We start from the raw sequence: 16,817 nt of genomic DNA, 5'->3' as shown, positions 1-16,817 counted from the left end.
CAGCGTATCATAACCCATTGCCAAAAACAGAGTTAACAATCCCGGCAATGGCATCAACCTGATCATCCATATGAAGGTGATGATTGCCGCTCATAGGATGGAATTGAATATTCGGTAATCGATCACTGTACTGCTGAATCGCATCGTTGATCGAACCTTGATCAACGTGAATCATATGGGCAGGACAGGTAATCTGTTGTGGAAAAGCGAGGGTCTGTTCCAGGGTGAAGCGGGTAGGAGACCCTAATTTTAACCGTGGATCGGAGGTCCAGAGCCAGTCATCCCCTACCTGCCGCAGTGAACGTTCGACCAGTAATTCAGACGATTCTCTGGAGACCTTGAACTGGCTTATTGCACGAGCACGAACCGCCTGCTGCCTGGAACGATAACGGGTTACCGGAAGTTGGTTCGCAGGCGTTCTGCGCTGATTGATATAGTCACGCAATGCGTTTGGTGCATCTTCAGCTTTTCTCGGCCAGGGAAACAAACCATCAATAGCCACCAGCCCGGTTACCTGTTCTTTAAGGACAGATCCGGCAGCCATGGTACTGACCACGCCCCCCATTGAATGGCCAAGCAGGCCGAACCGATCCAGTTGCAAGGCTTCAGCGATATAGACCAGATCCTCAACATAGTGCCAGACATCGTAACTGAACCACTCTGGCCGATGCTCTGAAAGACCATGACCAGCCTGATCAACGGCTATCACACGAATGCCTTCCAGTTTCGGAGCGATCGGCGTAAAGCTGGCTACATTATCCAGCCAGCCATGGAGCGCTATCACCGGATGTCCCTGTGAATCACCCCATTCAAGTGCAGCAAACGTTAAATGGGGTGTTTGAATGTTCAGCTCCCTGGGCTGCATCAAGGACTCCTTGTGATTTGAGGCAATGAGCCTTCTTCAGAAATAGTAACTTGGAACACCACAAAAGTAGCTTCTGAGAACGATTTCATGAAAAACCGGTATTTCAGGAGCCAACCATTTGATGGTTTTGTGACAAACGGCTGAATATTAACACACTGGTCAACCAAAAAAATAATGAGTCATTCGCAAAAAAACCGGCCCCGGCAATTCAGACTGTATATATTTAACGGCTGTTATGACTGAGTTTTACACTCGGAGAAACCGCACTTTGATCAACTCCCTGGAATCCATAAAGAGAAAAACCTTTTAAGCTTTTCGTTGTCATCAAAGAGATCAGCATAATTTTTACAGAATGCTTTCTGGCTAAGTTACCGTTAATGGTTGGAAGCACCAATGCTCAACAATTCTGCCGACTAACTGGCCAGCAGTTAACTTGGTTGCTGCTGTCAGTTCTCTCCTCCAAGCCAGATAATGCGGAAGGTAACGAGTTGCAACCCCATGGAATACGCCGCCAATCCAGCGTTTTAAATAACTGTGATAAGAATTTACAGTCTGGATATGGTAAATACCTTCAACAACATGTCGACCTGCTGATGTCACCAGCTCTTTGAAGTCAAATCCAAGCTTGTCAGCAAGTTTTTCGTGAGCAAGGTGAGCATCCCACAGACCGTGCCTGAATCGATATACGGCCATTTAAATGCCTGCACAATTCATTAGCACTTTCGTTTTCTAACACACCATCAACGGTATTTCGATTACGGTCCCGAGCCCAATGGCACTGACTTAAGAGCTAACCACTTGTATTTACTGAGTTTTCTGGCTTTTAGTCTTGAGCATGTAACTTGCCTTGATGACTTGCTACGGAAGTGCGAAATCTACAGTGCGACCATGGTTTAATTAAATCTATTTGTCAGAATAATTAGTTCCAAAAAAGTTATTCTATCCTGATAAAAATGAATGGTAGTGGGCCAAATGTGTGGTCAAGCATAAATATCTACCCCAAATTCAAGCGCGTTAATCAGTAATCCAATGACAATATCGTGCATCTTCTCAAGCTTGGAAAAGCATATGCTCTTTCTCGCTAACCGTTTGATCCATGTTCTGAAATTCAAATTCTTACGTTCAATTTTCTGAGTATTTCTCTTGCCAATCTCATGCTTCTCCGGGGCTATATTTCGTTCATAAGCACCCCAGTCATCGCTATAGAAACGACTAATACCAAACGGCTCCAATAACGCCTTAAGCTGCCGCTATTAAAGTTCATAGTTCTGATGTTTGGATTCACTTGCAGCAGAAGAGACTCTTTGCTTTTTAACACGTTGATGACGGTTGTTTTGCTAACGCCAGGCACTCTGCTGGTATCTCTGATCCCACTGCTGTTGATTGCCATTTTGACGATGTTATTTCTGACGTCCCGGTATCAAGCCTTGTACCGATATTCGAGCATAAACGATGTGATTTCACACAGTTCATTATGGCAGAGGTAACGCTGATTTCCTTTACGGCAAAAACCGTTCTTCCCAACGAGCGAGAGATGGCAGTCGGGGCATTTAACTTCAATAATACACGTCATAAGACGTATATTAGGATGAAGAGTTTGTCAGTATGGGATTATCCCTATCCACACATTTGACCAACTACAAGACAGATGTCTTACGGTTTCTGCCCAGGCCACGAATCCGGTTTTTAAAAAGTCTAATTTGACAATCTACACCTTGAGCCTATTATCCTCGGACAGCCTCCTAACAGTTAAGGGGTGTGCTGTTATGAAAAAAGTACAAACCAGGTGAATCCTGCGATATGCGATAAAGGAACCTATGGCTTTATAGCATCAAGTCTAGGCAATGTTTCCGGGTAGAGTTGCTTGAGTTTGGAGCCCAGCCATCGGTTTATGACTACCGATCTTTGTGGTTCCGTAAGGCGGCAAAATATTCGCCTGATTCCAAAACACAGACGATCATTCAAATCAGGGTTAAGGGGGGCTTGAAATTAAGTCTAAAAAAGAAGCAAAGTGTCGTACACTTCAGGAAGTTCTTACGCATAAGCAAGCATCTGGAAACGCTGGTGCCCGGTTATCGTATCTTCTTTACTCGGATTGAAAAAAAACACCTTGCATAATGGAATCATCAATCCACCGATAGACACGGTAAGTGACACGGTAAGTGACACGGTAAGTGTAAGGAAAAAATCAAATTCAGCAAGGTTAGTTGCTGAGGGAATCAAAATTTTAAGAGGCGGAGCGAGTATCTGTAGATCATACAAAGCAGGATCTTTTTGTTTTTGATTCTGAAACTGGCTCGAATTACCAAGATTAATAAAAGGTGGTATCTTATGCTCAACAAAACGCTGACGGCAACAATACAGAATATAGCCATGCCAGCCAAAGGACCCAATATTACAGCCAACATTACCCATTCCCCATATACTGCTGCTAGCAATGGCAGACGTGTGGGTCATTACGACTATGATGCTTCGCGGATTCCTCACCACGAACAGGGCAGATCAAAGGGGAAAAAAGCGCTCGCTAACCATCATGTCCAGATGGACAAGTTTCAAACAAAGTCCCGGCTGAAGGGCAAGGGTAAAACCTCGGGGATGGAAAGGGACAAAGCGCACATTAGTAAAGCCGAAGCTGCAGGCCACCGTATGGGTGCTACCCGTTCCGGCAGCACCCAGCGCCAGCAGGGAGCTGAAGCGACACCTGAACGAAGACGGACAGGCCGGAATAGCAAGAACGCTAATAAGAATCTGCTTGCAAAAGAATGTGTTCTGAGCCCTGGGAAAAAGTTCCGAAAAAAACAAACGGTTGAACAAGACACGCATTATCGTGCAAAACAACATAGTATTCGGTCATCCGTGGAAATGCTCCCAACCACCCAGACCACCCAGAAAAAAGTTGGAGGCTGTGTAACTCATCATGATCATGTGTTGGATTTACAAAACGGTTTCTTAAGACAAAAAACAGAACTGAATAAAAACTTAAACGAACAATTTACTCTGCAAGAAATGAAAGAAAAAGAAATAAATAAAATAAAATCCAGAGCAAAAAGTACTAAGAAGGAAGCAAAATCAATGTCACATTGTGTGGATGAAATCACAAAAGAAGCACATTTGCAGAGATCAGAGATTGTACAGATGGTTAGTAAAACAGCTAATGATCTGAACTGCTTCCTTTCTGATACAGAGAGTGATGTACGGGCGCGTTATCAAGCAGCCAAAACAAAAATATATGATATTGGCCAATCATACCACTGGCCGATCCCCCAAGTGTCAGAGTCTGCAAGATTTATCCCGTTTACCGACGGCCCTACTACCATCGACAGATCTACCTCCGGTAGCCCTGCCACGGCAGCCCCGACCACGGCAGACCTGACTACAACAGACCTGACCACAGCAGAGCGGGCTACAACAGCCCCGATGACTACTACAGACCTGATCACAGCAGAACCAACATATAGGTGGGCGTCTTGTAGCAATACTTTGGACACTTTTCAGAAATATTCTGTGATGTTGGAAATCAGTGAATAGGCTATAGATGCCTCTGTTCGCTGATATGATCCTTCATGAACACTATAATAAAAACGACACTTGTCCATGGTCAAAAAGCCCCAGAAAATCTTCATCGCATTACTTCTTTCGGCACTCGTTGTGTTTCAGGTAAGCAGAGCTAAGCAGAGCAGGACATCCATAAAAAGGACAGCAGAGTAAACAGCAGAGCAGGAGCAGAGCAGAGGAGCAGAGCAGGACATCCATAAAAACAGCAGAACAGGACATCCATAAAAATATCCATTTATACAGCAGAACAGCAGCAGAACAGGACATCCATAAAAATATCCAAAAAGCAGAGCAGGACATCCATAAAAAGGACAGCAGAGTAAACAGCAGAGCAGGACATCCATAAAAAAGCAGTACAGCACAGCAGAACAGGACATCCATAAAAATATCCATTTATGGGGCGTGTCGAGATTTGTTGGGGCTCGCTCTGCTCGACCCAACCTACTACGTTTCATTGAAGAAATTGGCAGATGACGCAGGTTGGGTCGAGCGAATGCCAGCCCCAACAAACTATCTGCAATCATCGGTAAAATTATTGAGGTTTACTCCGTTCGACCCAACCTATCCCGTCTATCCCGTTAAAACCATGCAGTAGAGATTATGGGCAAAGATATAGTAATCATATATGATTGGATATTATCATTCTATAATGATCGGATAGTTAATAAATGTGAGCATGAAGGATACGACGTAAAGAAAACTCTACCGCTCAAACCAGCGGTAGAGAGCGGTTCTTCAGGCAGCGTCGCCCTGAGGCTTGGGTTCAAACAAGGGAGGCAATAAAGGCATCGCCATCGCCTGATGAACCAGCGCCATAATATCCATTTCACGGAGACCATGGAGCACTGACAGGTCATCAATCACGTAATACAGCGGCTGAAGAATATCAATCCGATAGGGGGTTCTCATTGCTGTCAAAGGGTCTAGCGGGGCTCTGACCGGAATATCGCTCTCCAGTGCATAGCCAGTTTCTCCATAGCTGGAAAGTATGCCACCACCATAAATACGCAAACCTTCTGAAGTGTTGACCAGACCAAATTCCACCGTCAGCCAGTAAAGCCTGGCAAGATAGATCCGCTCCTCTTTGGTAGCAGTTAGTCCCAGCCTGCCATAGGTTTCAGTAAAATCGGCGAAATCCTGATTGGTCAATAATGGGCAGTGACCAAATATCTCATGAAAAATATCGGGTTCCTGAAGATAGTCCAGCTCTTCCCGTGCCCGAATAAAAGTGGCTACGGGAAACTGTTTATCAGCCAGCAGCTTAAAAAAACGGTCAAATGAAATCAGTGCCGGGACTCTGGCAACTCCCCAGCCTGTTTTATCTTCCAGCACCTGATTAATTTCATCAAGCTGGGGGATACGCTCCGAAGGCATGACCAGCTCTTCGATACCGTTCATGTATTCATCGCATGCCCGGCCTTTCAATAACTCAATCTGCCGGTGATACAGGATACCCCAGGTTTCGTGTTCTTCTTCCGTATATTCAATAAAGCCCGACTCATCAGGTTTTCTTGCCTGATATTTGGATGACTTCATAAATACTCTCCCCGACCTTGGTGACGGGATAATGAAAGGTAAGCATTATCCCGCCTGATTGAAGATTTATTCTCTGAGAGAATTAAAGAACGCCCCTTTCTATTTGATCCCTCTCTATGCTCTCAAACAGAGCGGTAAAGTTACCTTCACCAAATCCTTCATCGCCTTTGCGCTGTATAATTTCAAAGAAAATGGGACCGATGACGGTTTGGGTAAATATTTGCAGCAGTAAACCGCCCTCTTCCGTTGGCGCCCCATCCATAAGAATGGCGTTTTTCTTTAGCTGTTCCATGTCTTCATGGTGCCAGGGTAGCCGATTTGGCAGCATCTCATAATAAGTCTCCGGAGGGGGGTTCATAAAAGCAGTCCCACTGGCACGCATTGCCGGAACAGTGTGGTAAATATCTTTGGCATACAGGGCAATGTGTTGAATTCCCTCTCCCTTGTATTCCTTCAGATACTCTTCAATCTGGCTCTTGTCATCAGACGATTCGTTAATGGGTATTTTGACCTTGCCACAGGGACTGGTCATGGCTTTGGATTTCAATCCAGTCAGCTTACCCTCAATGTCAAAGTAACGAATCTCACGGAAATTAAAAATATCTTCATAATAAGAAGCCCACTTATCCATATTACCCTGATGAACATTGTGGGTGAGATGATCAATGAATGTGAGGCCCAGACCCTCAGGCTCTTGTTCCACACCTTCAATAGGGACAAAGTCTACATCATAAATGGAACCCTTATCGCCATAGCGGTCAACCAGATAAATAAGACTCCCACCGATGCCAATAATGGATGGAATATTCAACTCCATCGGTCCGCTCTGAGTCGGGCCTGGTTCACAACCCAGTTGCAGAGCCCTCTCATAGGCAAAGCCAGCATCCTCAACCCTAATGGCAAAGGCACAGGCACAGGGTCCATGCTCCCGGGCAAACCTCTGGGCAAAAGAATCTGGCTCGCCATTGACAATAAAGTTAACTCCCCCCTGACGATATAGAGTCACCTCCTTTGATCGATGACGGGCCACGGGCACACATCCAAACTGTTTGAAAAGGCTGCCCAGAGCCACAGGATCCGGTGATGCATATTCAACAAATTCAAACCCATCAGTTCCCATTGGGTTCGTGCTGGTAATCTTTGATATTTTGTTCGTTGTCATGCTTCATCCTCATTTACATTCCAGCAACAGTATAGAAAAAGTATACGATTGGACTGATGCAAAAGCCTTGCGATCTACAGTCTGGTTACGCAAGATAATACAAAAGGTTTGCATCAGATGAATTGGCGGAGCCAACCATCTGGACTTACACTTCCTGACACTAGCTCCTGACACTAACAGGTGTGCCTGAAGTTTTGTATAGCGCCTGCAAATACATTCGGCAGGAGCACCGATAGCGGTAGACCATTGTAAAGGACGGCGCTTCAGGAAGCATATCAATGCATCGGGCGGGAAAGATGACCGGCGTCAATACCTCTTTTAACACCCGGGGCACAGAGGCAAAACAGCGAAGGACCGGATTATGAACAGAAATGTACTGGATACTTATGACATACGGCTTTTATCTGCATTACAACAGGATGATGCCCTGTCTCTACAATGCCTTTCCGAACTGGTCAGCCTGTCAGCATCGCAATGTTCCCGGCGTATCAGTCGTTTGAAAGCAAAAGGCTATATACAAAAGCAGGTCACTCTGCTAAATCCTCAAGCGGTTGGCCTGGATGTTGAGGCATTCGTTACGGTCTCACTGGATAATCACACACCGGAATCTGCAACTTACTTTAAAGAGGCCATCCTCAATATGTCACCGGTTATGGAGTGTCATGCCATCACCGGCAGTGATGGTGATTATCTATTAAAAGTTATTGCCAGAAACCAACAGGCACTCTCTTTTTTCCTGATGGAAGAGCTGATGAAGATTCCCGGTATCAGCCAGATCAAAACAGCCCTGGCGCTCTCGGCCATTAAATCGACCACGGCACTGCCACTCGGCTTATAGCGGGTATTAAGGAACCGTCCTTTAAGGACAGCTCCTTAACATCATGATCATTGACTGTTAAAAATCCGATAAGCAGATATAAACCGGAATACAGGCTCGCTCTATATGATTGCATATCTAAGCAAAGGATTGTTTGCGCTCATAATGGCAATACCTTATTTTGCTTACGGCGACGATATTACCATTTCCCATGGCCTGAGCTTTCACAATACGCTTAAGTACAGCAATCAATTTACCCATTTTTCCTATGTTAATCCCGATGCGCCTAAAAGAGGCATGCTCCGTAAAGGCGTCACGGGTACTTTTGACACCTTTAATACTTTTTCACCAAAGGGAGCCTGGGCTGATGGCAGCTACTTTCTCTATGACCCATTGATGTTAAGAGTCGGTGATGAACCTTACTCCGTCTATGGTCTGATCGCAGAAAGTATTGAATACCCGGATAACTATCGCTGGGTTATTTACCACCTGAACCCCAAAGCGCAATTTCATGATGGCTCGCCAATCACTGCCAATGATGTCGTGTTCACTTTCCAGTCGCTGAAAAAGAAAGGCCCGCCCCATTACCGGCATCTTTATAAAATCATCCGTAATGTTGAAGTCATTGATTCCAAAACTGTTCGATTCAACTTCAGCGAACCACCCGCAAAAAGTCTGGTACTGAGGCTCTCACAGCTTCGTGTTCTTCCTGCCCACTACTGGCAAAAAGAAGAAAATGATCTTTTTAAAACAACCCTGAAACCGCCACTGGCCAGTGGCCCTTATAAAATAAAGACGTACAGTCCCGGTCGTTATGTGACTTATGAGCGAGTAAGAGACTATTGGGCAGCAGACCTTCCCGTTAACAAAGGTCGCCACAACTTCGATAAGGTTCGTACTGACTATTACCGGGATGACAGCGTTGCCCTGGAATCCTTCAAAAAAGGTGAGTTTGATCTACGGATCGATGCCAACCCCAGAAACTGGCATCAGGCCTATAAAACCACACCCCCGGGACAGCCACCCTTCATACAGGAAAAGATTAAGAATAAAAGCCTTGGCATGCGCGCGTTTGTTTTCAATTTAAGAAAGCCCGTTTTCCAGGAACGTAACGTTCGAAAAGCCATTTCCCTGGCCCTGGATTTTAACTGGGCCAACCAGCACCTTTTCTTTGATATGTACCACCAGGCTTACAGCCTTTTTTCCAACTCGGATCTCGCGGCAACCGGTCTTCCCTCCACAGAAGAGAAAGCGCTGCTGGCACCCTGGCGGTCATCATTACCGGCTGAACTGTTCAACTCACCCTGGGAGCCGGTGCAAACGGACGGCACTGGTAACTGGCGCAAAAACAAATCCGTTGCCTATCAATTATTGAAGGACGCGGGCTGGACATACAAAAACAAAAAGCTACTGGACAAGCAGGGCAAGCCGTTGCGCTTTGAAATACTGTTAAGGGATCCACAGTTTGAACGGTTCGTCATTCCGTTCACCCGGAACCTTCAGGAGCTGGGTATTATTGCCACCATCAATACCGTTGACACTTCACAGTACTTCAACCGTATTGGTAAATTTGATTTTGATATGATCATCCATGGTTTTTACCCCAGCATTACCCCCGGTACCGAACTGAACAGTTTTTGGGGAAGTCTCAGTGCTGACAGTGCCGTCGGAAAAAACCTAAGCGGCATTAAACTTCCGGCACTGGATGCCATGATTGAAAAAGCGATCAATGCACAAAGTCGTCCAGAGCTAACTCTGTATACCCGGGCTATTGACCGGATAGTACTCTGGCACTACGCGGTAATACCCCAATGGTATTTACCCTACTGGCCGATGGTCTATCGCCCCGGATTAAAACATCCGGAAATAGCGCCTCCTTACGAAAATGGCCTGAGCACCTGGTGGCGGGATTTTTAAAAAGCACTTACTATTTGGCCAGTTACAAAACTGGCACTTAACAACCATCCATGGTTAAGTCTATATTAGAACGATTGCTTATAAACAAGACTGTGTAGAGATTTTAAAACATTAACGGTTTCTTAGGATGCTAATGAATTCTGGCTATCTCAGCTCTTTCAAGATCGCAACATTATCACTGGGGCTTGCTCTCTCTTTCACAAGCAGCTCTTCAGCCAGCTCTACCGATACAGTATCCGGAACTGATGCCAAAACGGCCCTTGTTCTCCATGGCGACGCGAAGTATGGCCAGCCCGGAAACCCCTTTAAATATTTTGACTATGTCAATCCTGAGGCACCTAAAGGCGGCAGTGTCAGAATGGCTGCCAGCGGTACTTTTGACAGCCTCAACCCCTACACCAATAAAGGGACACCCGTTACCGGTATAAGCCTTATTTACGATACCCTGATGACCCAGAGTCGGGACGAAGCCTTTTCCCTTTATCCGCTGATTGCCGAGTCCGCAGAAAGAGCACCGGATAACAGTAGCATTACCTTTAACCTGAATCCCCGTGCCCGCTTCCACGATGGCAAAGCGATCACCGCAACCGATGTGAAATACACGTTTGAGCTGCTTACCCAGAAAGGGCATCCCTTCTATCGCAGTTATTATTCCGATGTAGAGTCCGTGACTGTCCTGTCCGACCGCCGTGTTCGCTTTAACTTTAAACATGCCAACAACCCTGAATTACCTTTCATCCTCTCAGAGCTTCCGGTGTTGCCAAAACATCATTGGGAACGGGACGAAAACGATTTCTCATCGGCCTCTCTCAAAGCGCCTCTTGGCAGCGGGCCTTATCAGGTGGTTAACGTCGATGGTGGTCGCAGTATTTCCTACCAGCGGGTAGCAGATTACTGGGCACAGGATTTACCCGTTAATGTGGGCCGTTATAATTTTGATAACATCAGCTATGACTACTATCGGGATGAACATGTTGCGCTTCAGGCCCTGAAAGCCGGAGAGTACGATTTACGATATGAAAATATCGCCAAAAACTGGGCTACTGCCTATGATGTCCCTGCGGTTCATCAGGGTGATCTGATCCTGGCAACCATCCCTACCCGCAATCCGGCGCCTATTCAGGGCTTTGCCTTTAACCTGAGACAGGATTTCTTTCAGGATCCGCTGGTGCGCAGAGCCATTGGTTATGCAATGGACTTTGAGTGGTTAAATCGAAATATCTTCCATAACAGCTATATTCGCTCACAAAGCTATTTTGGTAATTCAGGAATGGAAGCGACCGGCATTCCTGAAAGTGAAGAGCTGAAGCTTCTTGAACCATGGCGCAGTGAATTACCCGAAAAGCTGTTTACTGAACCCTATACGCTACCGGTCACGGATGGCTCTGGAAATATCCGCCCACAGTTGCAGAAAGCCCTGACACTTCTGAAAGAAGCAGGATGGTCTCTGAACAACAACAGACTGGTTAATCCGCAGGGTCAACCGCTCAAAATTGAGTTACTGATAGCCCAGCCTTCTCTTGAACGAATTGCCCTGCCCTTCAAGAAAAATCTTGAACAAATGGGCATAGAACTTAATATTCGTTCCGTGGATATCTCCCAGTACATTAACCGTATACGTGCTTTTGATTATGACATGATCCTTGCCACCTACGGTCAGTCGGCATCTCCGGGTAATGAACAAACCGGCTTCTGGGGCAGCAAGGCCGCTGACACCAGGGGCAGTCGAAACTATATGGGTATTCAAAGCCCGGTGGTTGATGCCATGATCAGTCATGTTATTAATGCCGACAGTCGGGAAGCACTGACCACTGCGGTAAAAGCGCTGGATCGTGTTCTGCTCTGGGGAGAATATATGATCCCCCAATGGTATTACCCCTACGACCGGATTGCCCACTCCAGCAAACTGGTCAGGCCAGAATCTGAACCATTGTACAATACAGATATTTATACCTGGTGGATCGACAATAGCCCGGTTTCAAAGAATATTGTCAAGGACAAAGACGTTTCAGGCTCCCCTGAAAGTCCTCCTGAAAACAAGATCCCATGGCACTATTCAGGTCTGATACTGCTGGGTATGATTCCACTCTGGATATATCGTCGTAGAAGAAAAATTTAAGTTTATAGCTTGAAGCTAAAAGAAGCCGCAATTAAGAATATACCATCGTCGTCCCCGCGAAGGAGGCTGTCGCAAAACCCACCAGGAACCTCGTTCCCACGCTCTGCGTGGGAATGCATAGCCAACCGCAGGAATCGTGTCTGTGGTTGGGTTCTGGCGCTACCACGCAGGACCCACGGGGCCTAAAAGCGTGGGAGCGAGGAGGGTTTTGCGACACCTCGAAGGCGGAAATCCATCTCGAGACCGGGAGTCTATCCCGAGCAGTGGATCCCCGCCTTCGCGGGGATGACGGGGTGTAGCGGGGATGACGGGGTGTAGCGGGAATGACGGGGTGTAGCGGGAATGACGGAGGGCCGGTACTTTCTACAATGCCACGACCCTAAAGCAGAGTCTTTAACGCCAATAAGAGCCAGGAGAATCACCAATGCATAACAGGAAGTCTCCATGAGCAGTTATATTTTACGACGGATCGCCCTGATGATCCCCACCTTGCTCGGGATTATGCTGGTTAATTTTGCCATCATCCAGGCGGCCCCCGGTGGCCCGGTTGAACAGATGATTGCCAAACTTGAAGGGTTTGATGTCAACGCCATCAGCCGTATTGGTGGCTCCAGCAATGCTGAAGTCGCCCAGATGAGTCTGGATGAAAGCGGCGAATATCGTGGTCGGCGCGGGCTTGATCCCGAGCTGATCAAAGATATTGAAAAGCTCTATGGTTTTGACAAGCCTGCCCATGAACGCTTCCTTAAAATGATTAAGAGTTACCTGACCTTTGATTTTGGCGATTCATTTTTCCGGGATGCCAAAGTCATGGATCTCATCAAAGAAAAACTCCCCGTCTCAATCTCTCTTGGGCTCTGGAGCACCCTGCTAATCTATCTGATCTCCATTCCCCTGGGCATTCGCAAAGCCATTCACCATGGTAGCCGCTTTGACATCTGGTCCAGTGCCATTATTACCACTGGCTATGCGATTCCCAGCTTCCTGCTGGCTATTTTATTGATCGTGCTGTTTGCCGGCGGCAGTTACTGGAACTTCTTCCCGCTTAGAGGGCTGGTGTCCGATAATTTTGAAGAACTGGGCTTCTTCGGGCAGCTGTGGGATTACGCCTGGCATATGACTCTTCCCATTATCTGTATGGTGATCAGTGGTTTTGCCACGTTAACCATGCTCACCAAAAATTCTTTTCTCGACGAAATTCATAAACAGTATGTTCAGACAGCCCGGGCCAAAGGGCTGGATGATACCGCCGTCCTTTATAAACACATTTTCAGAAATGCCATGCTGCTGGTAATTTCCGGCTTTCCGGCCGCACTGATTGGCATATTGTTTACCAGCTCGCTGCTGATTGAGATCATTTTTTCTCTGGATGGTCTGGGCCTGCTGGGTTATGAGGCGGCGATTAATAGAGACTATCCGGTGGTGTTTGGCTCACTCTATATTTTCACACTGCTGGGTATGGTGATTAAATTGATTGGCGACCTTACCTATATGGCGGTTGACCCCCGTATTGATTTCGAAGCCAGGGACTGACGTTGAATGATCAAGTTGACACTTAATCCGCTAAACCAGCGGCGCTGGCAGAACTTTAAACAGAATCGTCGTGGCTATATCGCACTTTGGGTTTTTACCCTGCTCTTCGTGATCACCCTGCTGGCCGAAGTGGTTGCCAATGACAAGCCGCTTTTACTCTGGTTTGATGGCAGCCCTTATTTCCCCGCACTGGTGACTTACCCTGAAACCACCTTTGGCGGTGAATTTGAACTGGAGATGGATTATCGCCAGGACTTTGCCAAAGAGCTGATCGAACCAAAGGGCTGGATGCTCTGGCCTCCCATTCGTTACAGCTATGACACCATAAACTACGCCCGTATTGCACCGGCTCACCCAACGTTAGAGAACTGGCTGGGTACTGATGACCAGGGACGGGATGTTCTGGCCAGAGTTATCTATGGCTTTCGCATCTCCGTTCTGTTTGGTCTTGCCCTGACAGTATTCAGCACCATTATCGGTGTTGCCGTCGGTGCGGTTCAGGGATTTTATGGTGGAAAAATAGACCTGTTCGGTCAGCGGTTGATTGAAATCTGGTCAGGCATGCCCACTCTTTACCTCCTGATTATTCTCTCCAGCTTTGTTGAGCCAGGCTTCTGGTGGCTATTGGGCATCATGTTGCTATTCCAGTGGATGGCACTGGTGGATGTGGTACGGGCAGAGTTTTTGAGAGGCAGAAACCTTGAGTATGTTCGTGCAGCCAGAGCACTGGGCATGACCGATGGCCGATTAATGTTCCGCCATATATTGCCCAATGCCATGATCGCCACTGTCACCTTTATGCCATTTATTTTGACCGGTGCGATCACCACACTGACATCCCTTGATTTTCTCGGCTTTGGTTTGCCGGCCGGCTCACCATCCCTCGGAGAACTCATTGCCCAGGGCAAAAATAATCTTCAGGCTCCCTGGCTGGGTATCACGGCATTTCTGGTTATGTCCATCATGCTGACTTTACTGGTATTTATCGGTGAAGCCTGCCGAGATGCGCTGGACCCCAGAAAATATTATTCGTGATAGCCATGAGCCATAAGACAGCCATGAACCTACATAGATCTTTGAAAGAGCACCGTTATGGATAAACCACTGCTGGCAATTAACGATCTCAGGATTTGTTTTCAACAGGGAGATAATAATCTCGACGCGGTAAAAAGTGTTTCATTTTCAGTCAATGCCGGGGAAACCGTTGGGTTAGTGGGTGAGTCCGGTTCAGGCAAGTCCATTACGGCCCTGAGTATCCTGCAGCTACTTCCTGAAAATGCCAGATTCTCTGGCAGTATTGAGTTTAATGGCGAAGCGCTGCTCAGCTATTCGAAGACAGAAATGCGGAAAATCCGGGGCCACAAAATCAGCATGATTTTTCAGGAACCCATGTCAGCACTTAACCCACTGCATACTATTGAAAAGCAGATATGTGAAGTACTGGGCATTCATCTGGGCCTGAAAAACAGCGAGGCAACGGCGAAAGCCCTGGAACTACTTGAACTGGTTGGTATCCGGGATGCCAGCCATCGTTTGAAGGCTTACCCCCATGAACTATCAGGAGGCCAGCGACAACGGGCCATGATCGCCATGGCACTGGCCTGTGAACCAACACTGCTCATTGCTGATGAGCCAACCACCGCACTGGATGTCACCGTGCAACGACAGATCCTCAGCCTGCTGGCCGAGCTTCAGAAAAAACTGGGCATGGCTATCCTGTTTATCAGCCATGACCTGAACCTGATTCGGCACGTTTCTGATCGCATCTGTGTTATGAAAGATGGCGTCATTGTTGAGCAGGGGTTAACAGAAACCGTATTTACTGCGCCTCAACACCCTTACACCATAGATCTGCTTAATGCCGAACCTTCCGGAGAACCGGAACCACTTGCCGACAACCCGGCACAGCTGGCTTCCGGAGAAAACATCAAGGTCTGGTTTCCCATAAAAAAAGGCTTTTTCAAAAAGACGGTTGGCTATATCAAAGCGGTGACAGACCTTTCACTGGATATTCATCAGGGCGAAACACTGGGTATTGTGGGAGAATCCGGTTCCGGTAAAACGACACTGGGCATGGCGTTGCTGAAACTGCAAACCTCAGAAGGACTGATCCGGTTTGAAGATCAACGGATAGACACCATGAACCAGAAACAGTTCCGACCACTGCGCAGGGAAATGCAGATCGTTTTCCAGGATCCGTTTGGCAGCCTGAGCCCAAGGATGACCGTTGCTGAAATTGTCGGCGAAGGTCTTGATATACATAATCTGGCAACGGAAGAAAACCGGGAACAGCTGATTATTTCCGCACTGAACGATGTGGGTCTTGATCCGGAATTCCGCCACCGTTATCCCCATGAGTTTTCCGGTGGTCAACGTCAACGTATATCCATTGCCAGGGCACTGGCTCTCAAGCCTAAGCTTATTGTTCTGGATGAGCCTACGTCAGCTCTGGACAGAACAGTCCAGTCCCAGATTATCGACTTATTGAGAACCTTGCAGAAAAAATACAATCTCAGTTATATTTTTATCAGCCATGATCTCGCTGTGGTCAAGGCGATGAGTCACCGTATCATTGTGATGCAGGCTGGCCAAATAGTAGAACAGGGATTTACACCGCAAATTTTTAATCAACCCAAAGAAGAATATACCCGGGAGCTTATAAATGCAGCCTTTGAATCTCAGAAGCGGGCATGAGACTTATTAAGGAACCGTCACTAAATAACTTCCCAATTTGAATTTCAACCTCCGTTCACCCTGAGCTCTGAGCTTGTCGAAGTATCGAAGGGTGACCTCGTTCCCACGCTCCGCGTGGTAATGCATACCGCACCCACCACAAACAAAATGACCTCGTTCCCATGCTCCGCGTGGGAATGCATACCGCACCCACCACAAACAAAATAACTGGCGTGAAACTCCGGCACACCCAGGAAAGTGAGGTTGTCCATCGCTCTTACCCTTTGCATGGCAATTCAGGCAGTGGGCTATTAGCAAGCCCTGAGGTTACGGCAAGTCCCGTATGCATTCCCACGCAGAGCGTGGGAACGAGGGTAACAAAATAACTGGCGTGAAACTCCGGGCCCCCCAGGCAAGTGAGGTTGTCCATCGCTCTTACCCTTTGCATGGCAATTCAGGCAGTGGGCTATTAGCAAGCCCTGAGGTTACGGCAAGTCCCGTATGCATTCCCACGCGGAGCGTGGGAACGAGGGTGGCGGGAGGAATAAATTCTAGATGGAACAATGTTACAGTTCCTGGGCGAGTGATGGATTGGGATGTTATTTAATTACAATTCCTAAGCAAACAACACGTTAATAAT

At 47.1% G+C, this 16,817-nt stretch carries 11 protein-coding genes and 2 pseudogenes; 7 read left to right on the top strand and 6 right to left on the bottom strand.

The window, feature by feature from the left end:
- Positions 1–7: 7 nt before the first annotated feature.
- The 4 genes and pseudogenes from RM811_RS15420 to RM811_RS15405 all read right to left on the bottom strand — a co-directional run bounded on the left by RM811_RS15420 (position 8) and on the right by RM811_RS15405 (position 2,264).
- A complete protein-coding gene (locus RM811_RS15420; protein WP_402525982.1) occupies positions 8–865 on the bottom strand; it encodes an alpha/beta hydrolase in 858 nt (285 codons plus the stop codon).
- Positions 866–1,228: 363 nt separating this feature from the next.
- Positions 1,229–1,634: pseudogene (locus tag RM811_RS15415) on the bottom strand (IS1595 family transposase); the annotation flags it as partial.
- A 211-nt stretch (positions 1,635–1,845) separates the two neighbouring features.
- Positions 1,846–2,103, bottom strand: a pseudogene (locus tag RM811_RS15410) (IS1 family transposase); the annotation flags it as partial.
- Positions 2,034–2,264, bottom strand: coding sequence for a hypothetical protein (locus RM811_RS15405; RefSeq protein WP_402526041.1), 231 nt, complete (start codon positions 2,262–2,264; stop codon positions 2,034–2,036). The gene RM811_RS15405 and the pseudogene RM811_RS15410, both read right to left, overlap by 70 nt.
- Before the next feature lie 932 nt (positions 2,265–3,196).
- Between RM811_RS15405 and RM811_RS15400 the strand changes: the two genes are divergently transcribed.
- Entirely contained in the window at positions 3,197–4,393 is a 1,197-nt protein-coding gene (locus tag RM811_RS15400; RefSeq protein WP_402525980.1) for a hypothetical protein, read from the top strand.
- A 762-nt stretch (positions 4,394–5,155) separates the two neighbouring features.
- Here the strand turns inward: RM811_RS15400 and phhA are convergent.
- Together phhA and hppD are read right to left on the bottom strand one after the other, a co-directional pair.
- The gene (gene phhA / locus RM811_RS15395; protein ID WP_402525978.1) at positions 5,156–5,956 is read right to left on the bottom strand and encodes a phenylalanine 4-monooxygenase; all 801 of its coding nucleotides are present in this window, start codon (positions 5,954–5,956) and stop codon (positions 5,156–5,158) included.
- An 82-nt stretch (positions 5,957–6,038) separates the two neighbouring features.
- Positions 6,039–7,118 (bottom strand): 4-hydroxyphenylpyruvate dioxygenase, encoded by a 1,080-nt coding sequence (gene hppD, locus RM811_RS15390; protein ID WP_402525976.1) that lies wholly within the window; start codon positions 7,116–7,118, stop codon positions 6,039–6,041.
- Between the two features lie 361 nt (positions 7,119–7,479).
- Between hppD and RM811_RS15385 the strand changes: the two genes are divergently transcribed.
- From RM811_RS15385 to RM811_RS15360, 6 genes are all read left to right on the top strand, one after another.
- Positions 7,480–7,956, top strand: a complete 477-nt coding sequence (locus RM811_RS15385; protein WP_402525974.1) for an Lrp/AsnC family transcriptional regulator — start codon at positions 7,480–7,482, stop codon at positions 7,954–7,956.
- Positions 7,957–8,061: 105 nt separating this feature from the next.
- Positions 8,062–9,852 (top strand): extracellular solute-binding protein, encoded by a 1,791-nt coding sequence (locus RM811_RS15380; RefSeq protein WP_402525971.1) that lies wholly within the window; start codon positions 8,062–8,064, stop codon positions 9,850–9,852.
- 127 nt (positions 9,853–9,979) lie between these two features.
- The gene (locus tag RM811_RS15375) at positions 9,980–11,971 is read left to right on the top strand and encodes an extracellular solute-binding protein (protein ID WP_402525968.1); all 1,992 of its coding nucleotides are present in this window, start codon (positions 9,980–9,982) and stop codon (positions 11,969–11,971) included.
- Positions 11,972–12,415: 444 nt separating this feature from the next.
- Entirely contained in the window at positions 12,416–13,504 is a 1,089-nt protein-coding gene (locus RM811_RS15370; protein WP_402525966.1) for a microcin C ABC transporter permease YejB, read from the top strand.
- A 15-nt stretch (positions 13,505–13,519) separates the two neighbouring features.
- Positions 13,520–14,539 carry an ABC transporter permease gene (locus RM811_RS15365; protein WP_402526039.1) on the top strand — a complete coding sequence of 340 codons (1,020 nt, stop codon included), beginning with the start codon at positions 13,520–13,522 and terminating at the stop codon, positions 14,537–14,539.
- A gap of 57 nt (positions 14,540–14,596) precedes the next feature.
- A complete protein-coding gene (locus RM811_RS15360) occupies positions 14,597–16,198 on the top strand; it encodes an ABC transporter ATP-binding protein (protein ID WP_402525964.1) in 1,602 nt (533 codons plus the stop codon).
- Positions 16,199–16,817: the final 619 nt, after the last annotated feature.

Origin of the sequence: Endozoicomonas sp. (assembly GCF_031844845.1) — a bacterium.
In the GTDB taxonomy this organism is placed as follows: Bacteria; Pseudomonadota; Gammaproteobacteria; order Pseudomonadales; family Endozoicomonadaceae; genus Endozoicomonas.
Note: the sequence above shows the minus strand (reverse complement) of the source record. Positions and strands in the feature narration are given on the sequence as shown.

Coding starts and splice junctions, on each gene's coding strand:
- RM811_RS15370 (WP_402525966.1), top strand. CDS start 12,416: ATGAGCAGTTATATTTTACGACGGATCGCCCTGATGATCCCCACCTTG.
- RM811_RS15380 (WP_402525971.1), top strand. CDS start 8,062: ATGATTGCATATCTAAGCAAAGGATTGTTTGCGCTCATAATGGCAATA.
- RM811_RS15400 (WP_402525980.1), top strand. CDS start 3,197: ATGCTCAACAAAACGCTGACGGCAACAATACAGAATATAGCCATGCCA.
- RM811_RS15420 (WP_402525982.1), bottom strand. CDS start 865: ATGCAGCCCAGGGAGCTGAACATTCAAACACCCCATTTAACGTTTGCT.
- hppD (WP_402525976.1), bottom strand. CDS start 7,118: ATGACAACGAACAAAATATCAAAGATTACCAGCACGAACCCAATGGGA.
- RM811_RS15360 (WP_402525964.1), top strand. CDS start 14,597: ATGGATAAACCACTGCTGGCAATTAACGATCTCAGGATTTGTTTTCAA.
- RM811_RS15385 (WP_402525974.1), top strand. CDS start 7,480: ATGAACAGAAATGTACTGGATACTTATGACATACGGCTTTTATCTGCA.
- RM811_RS15375 (WP_402525968.1), top strand. CDS start 9,980: ATGCTAATGAATTCTGGCTATCTCAGCTCTTTCAAGATCGCAACATTA.
- phhA (WP_402525978.1), bottom strand. CDS start 5,956: ATGAAGTCATCCAAATATCAGGCAAGAAAACCTGATGAGTCGGGCTTT.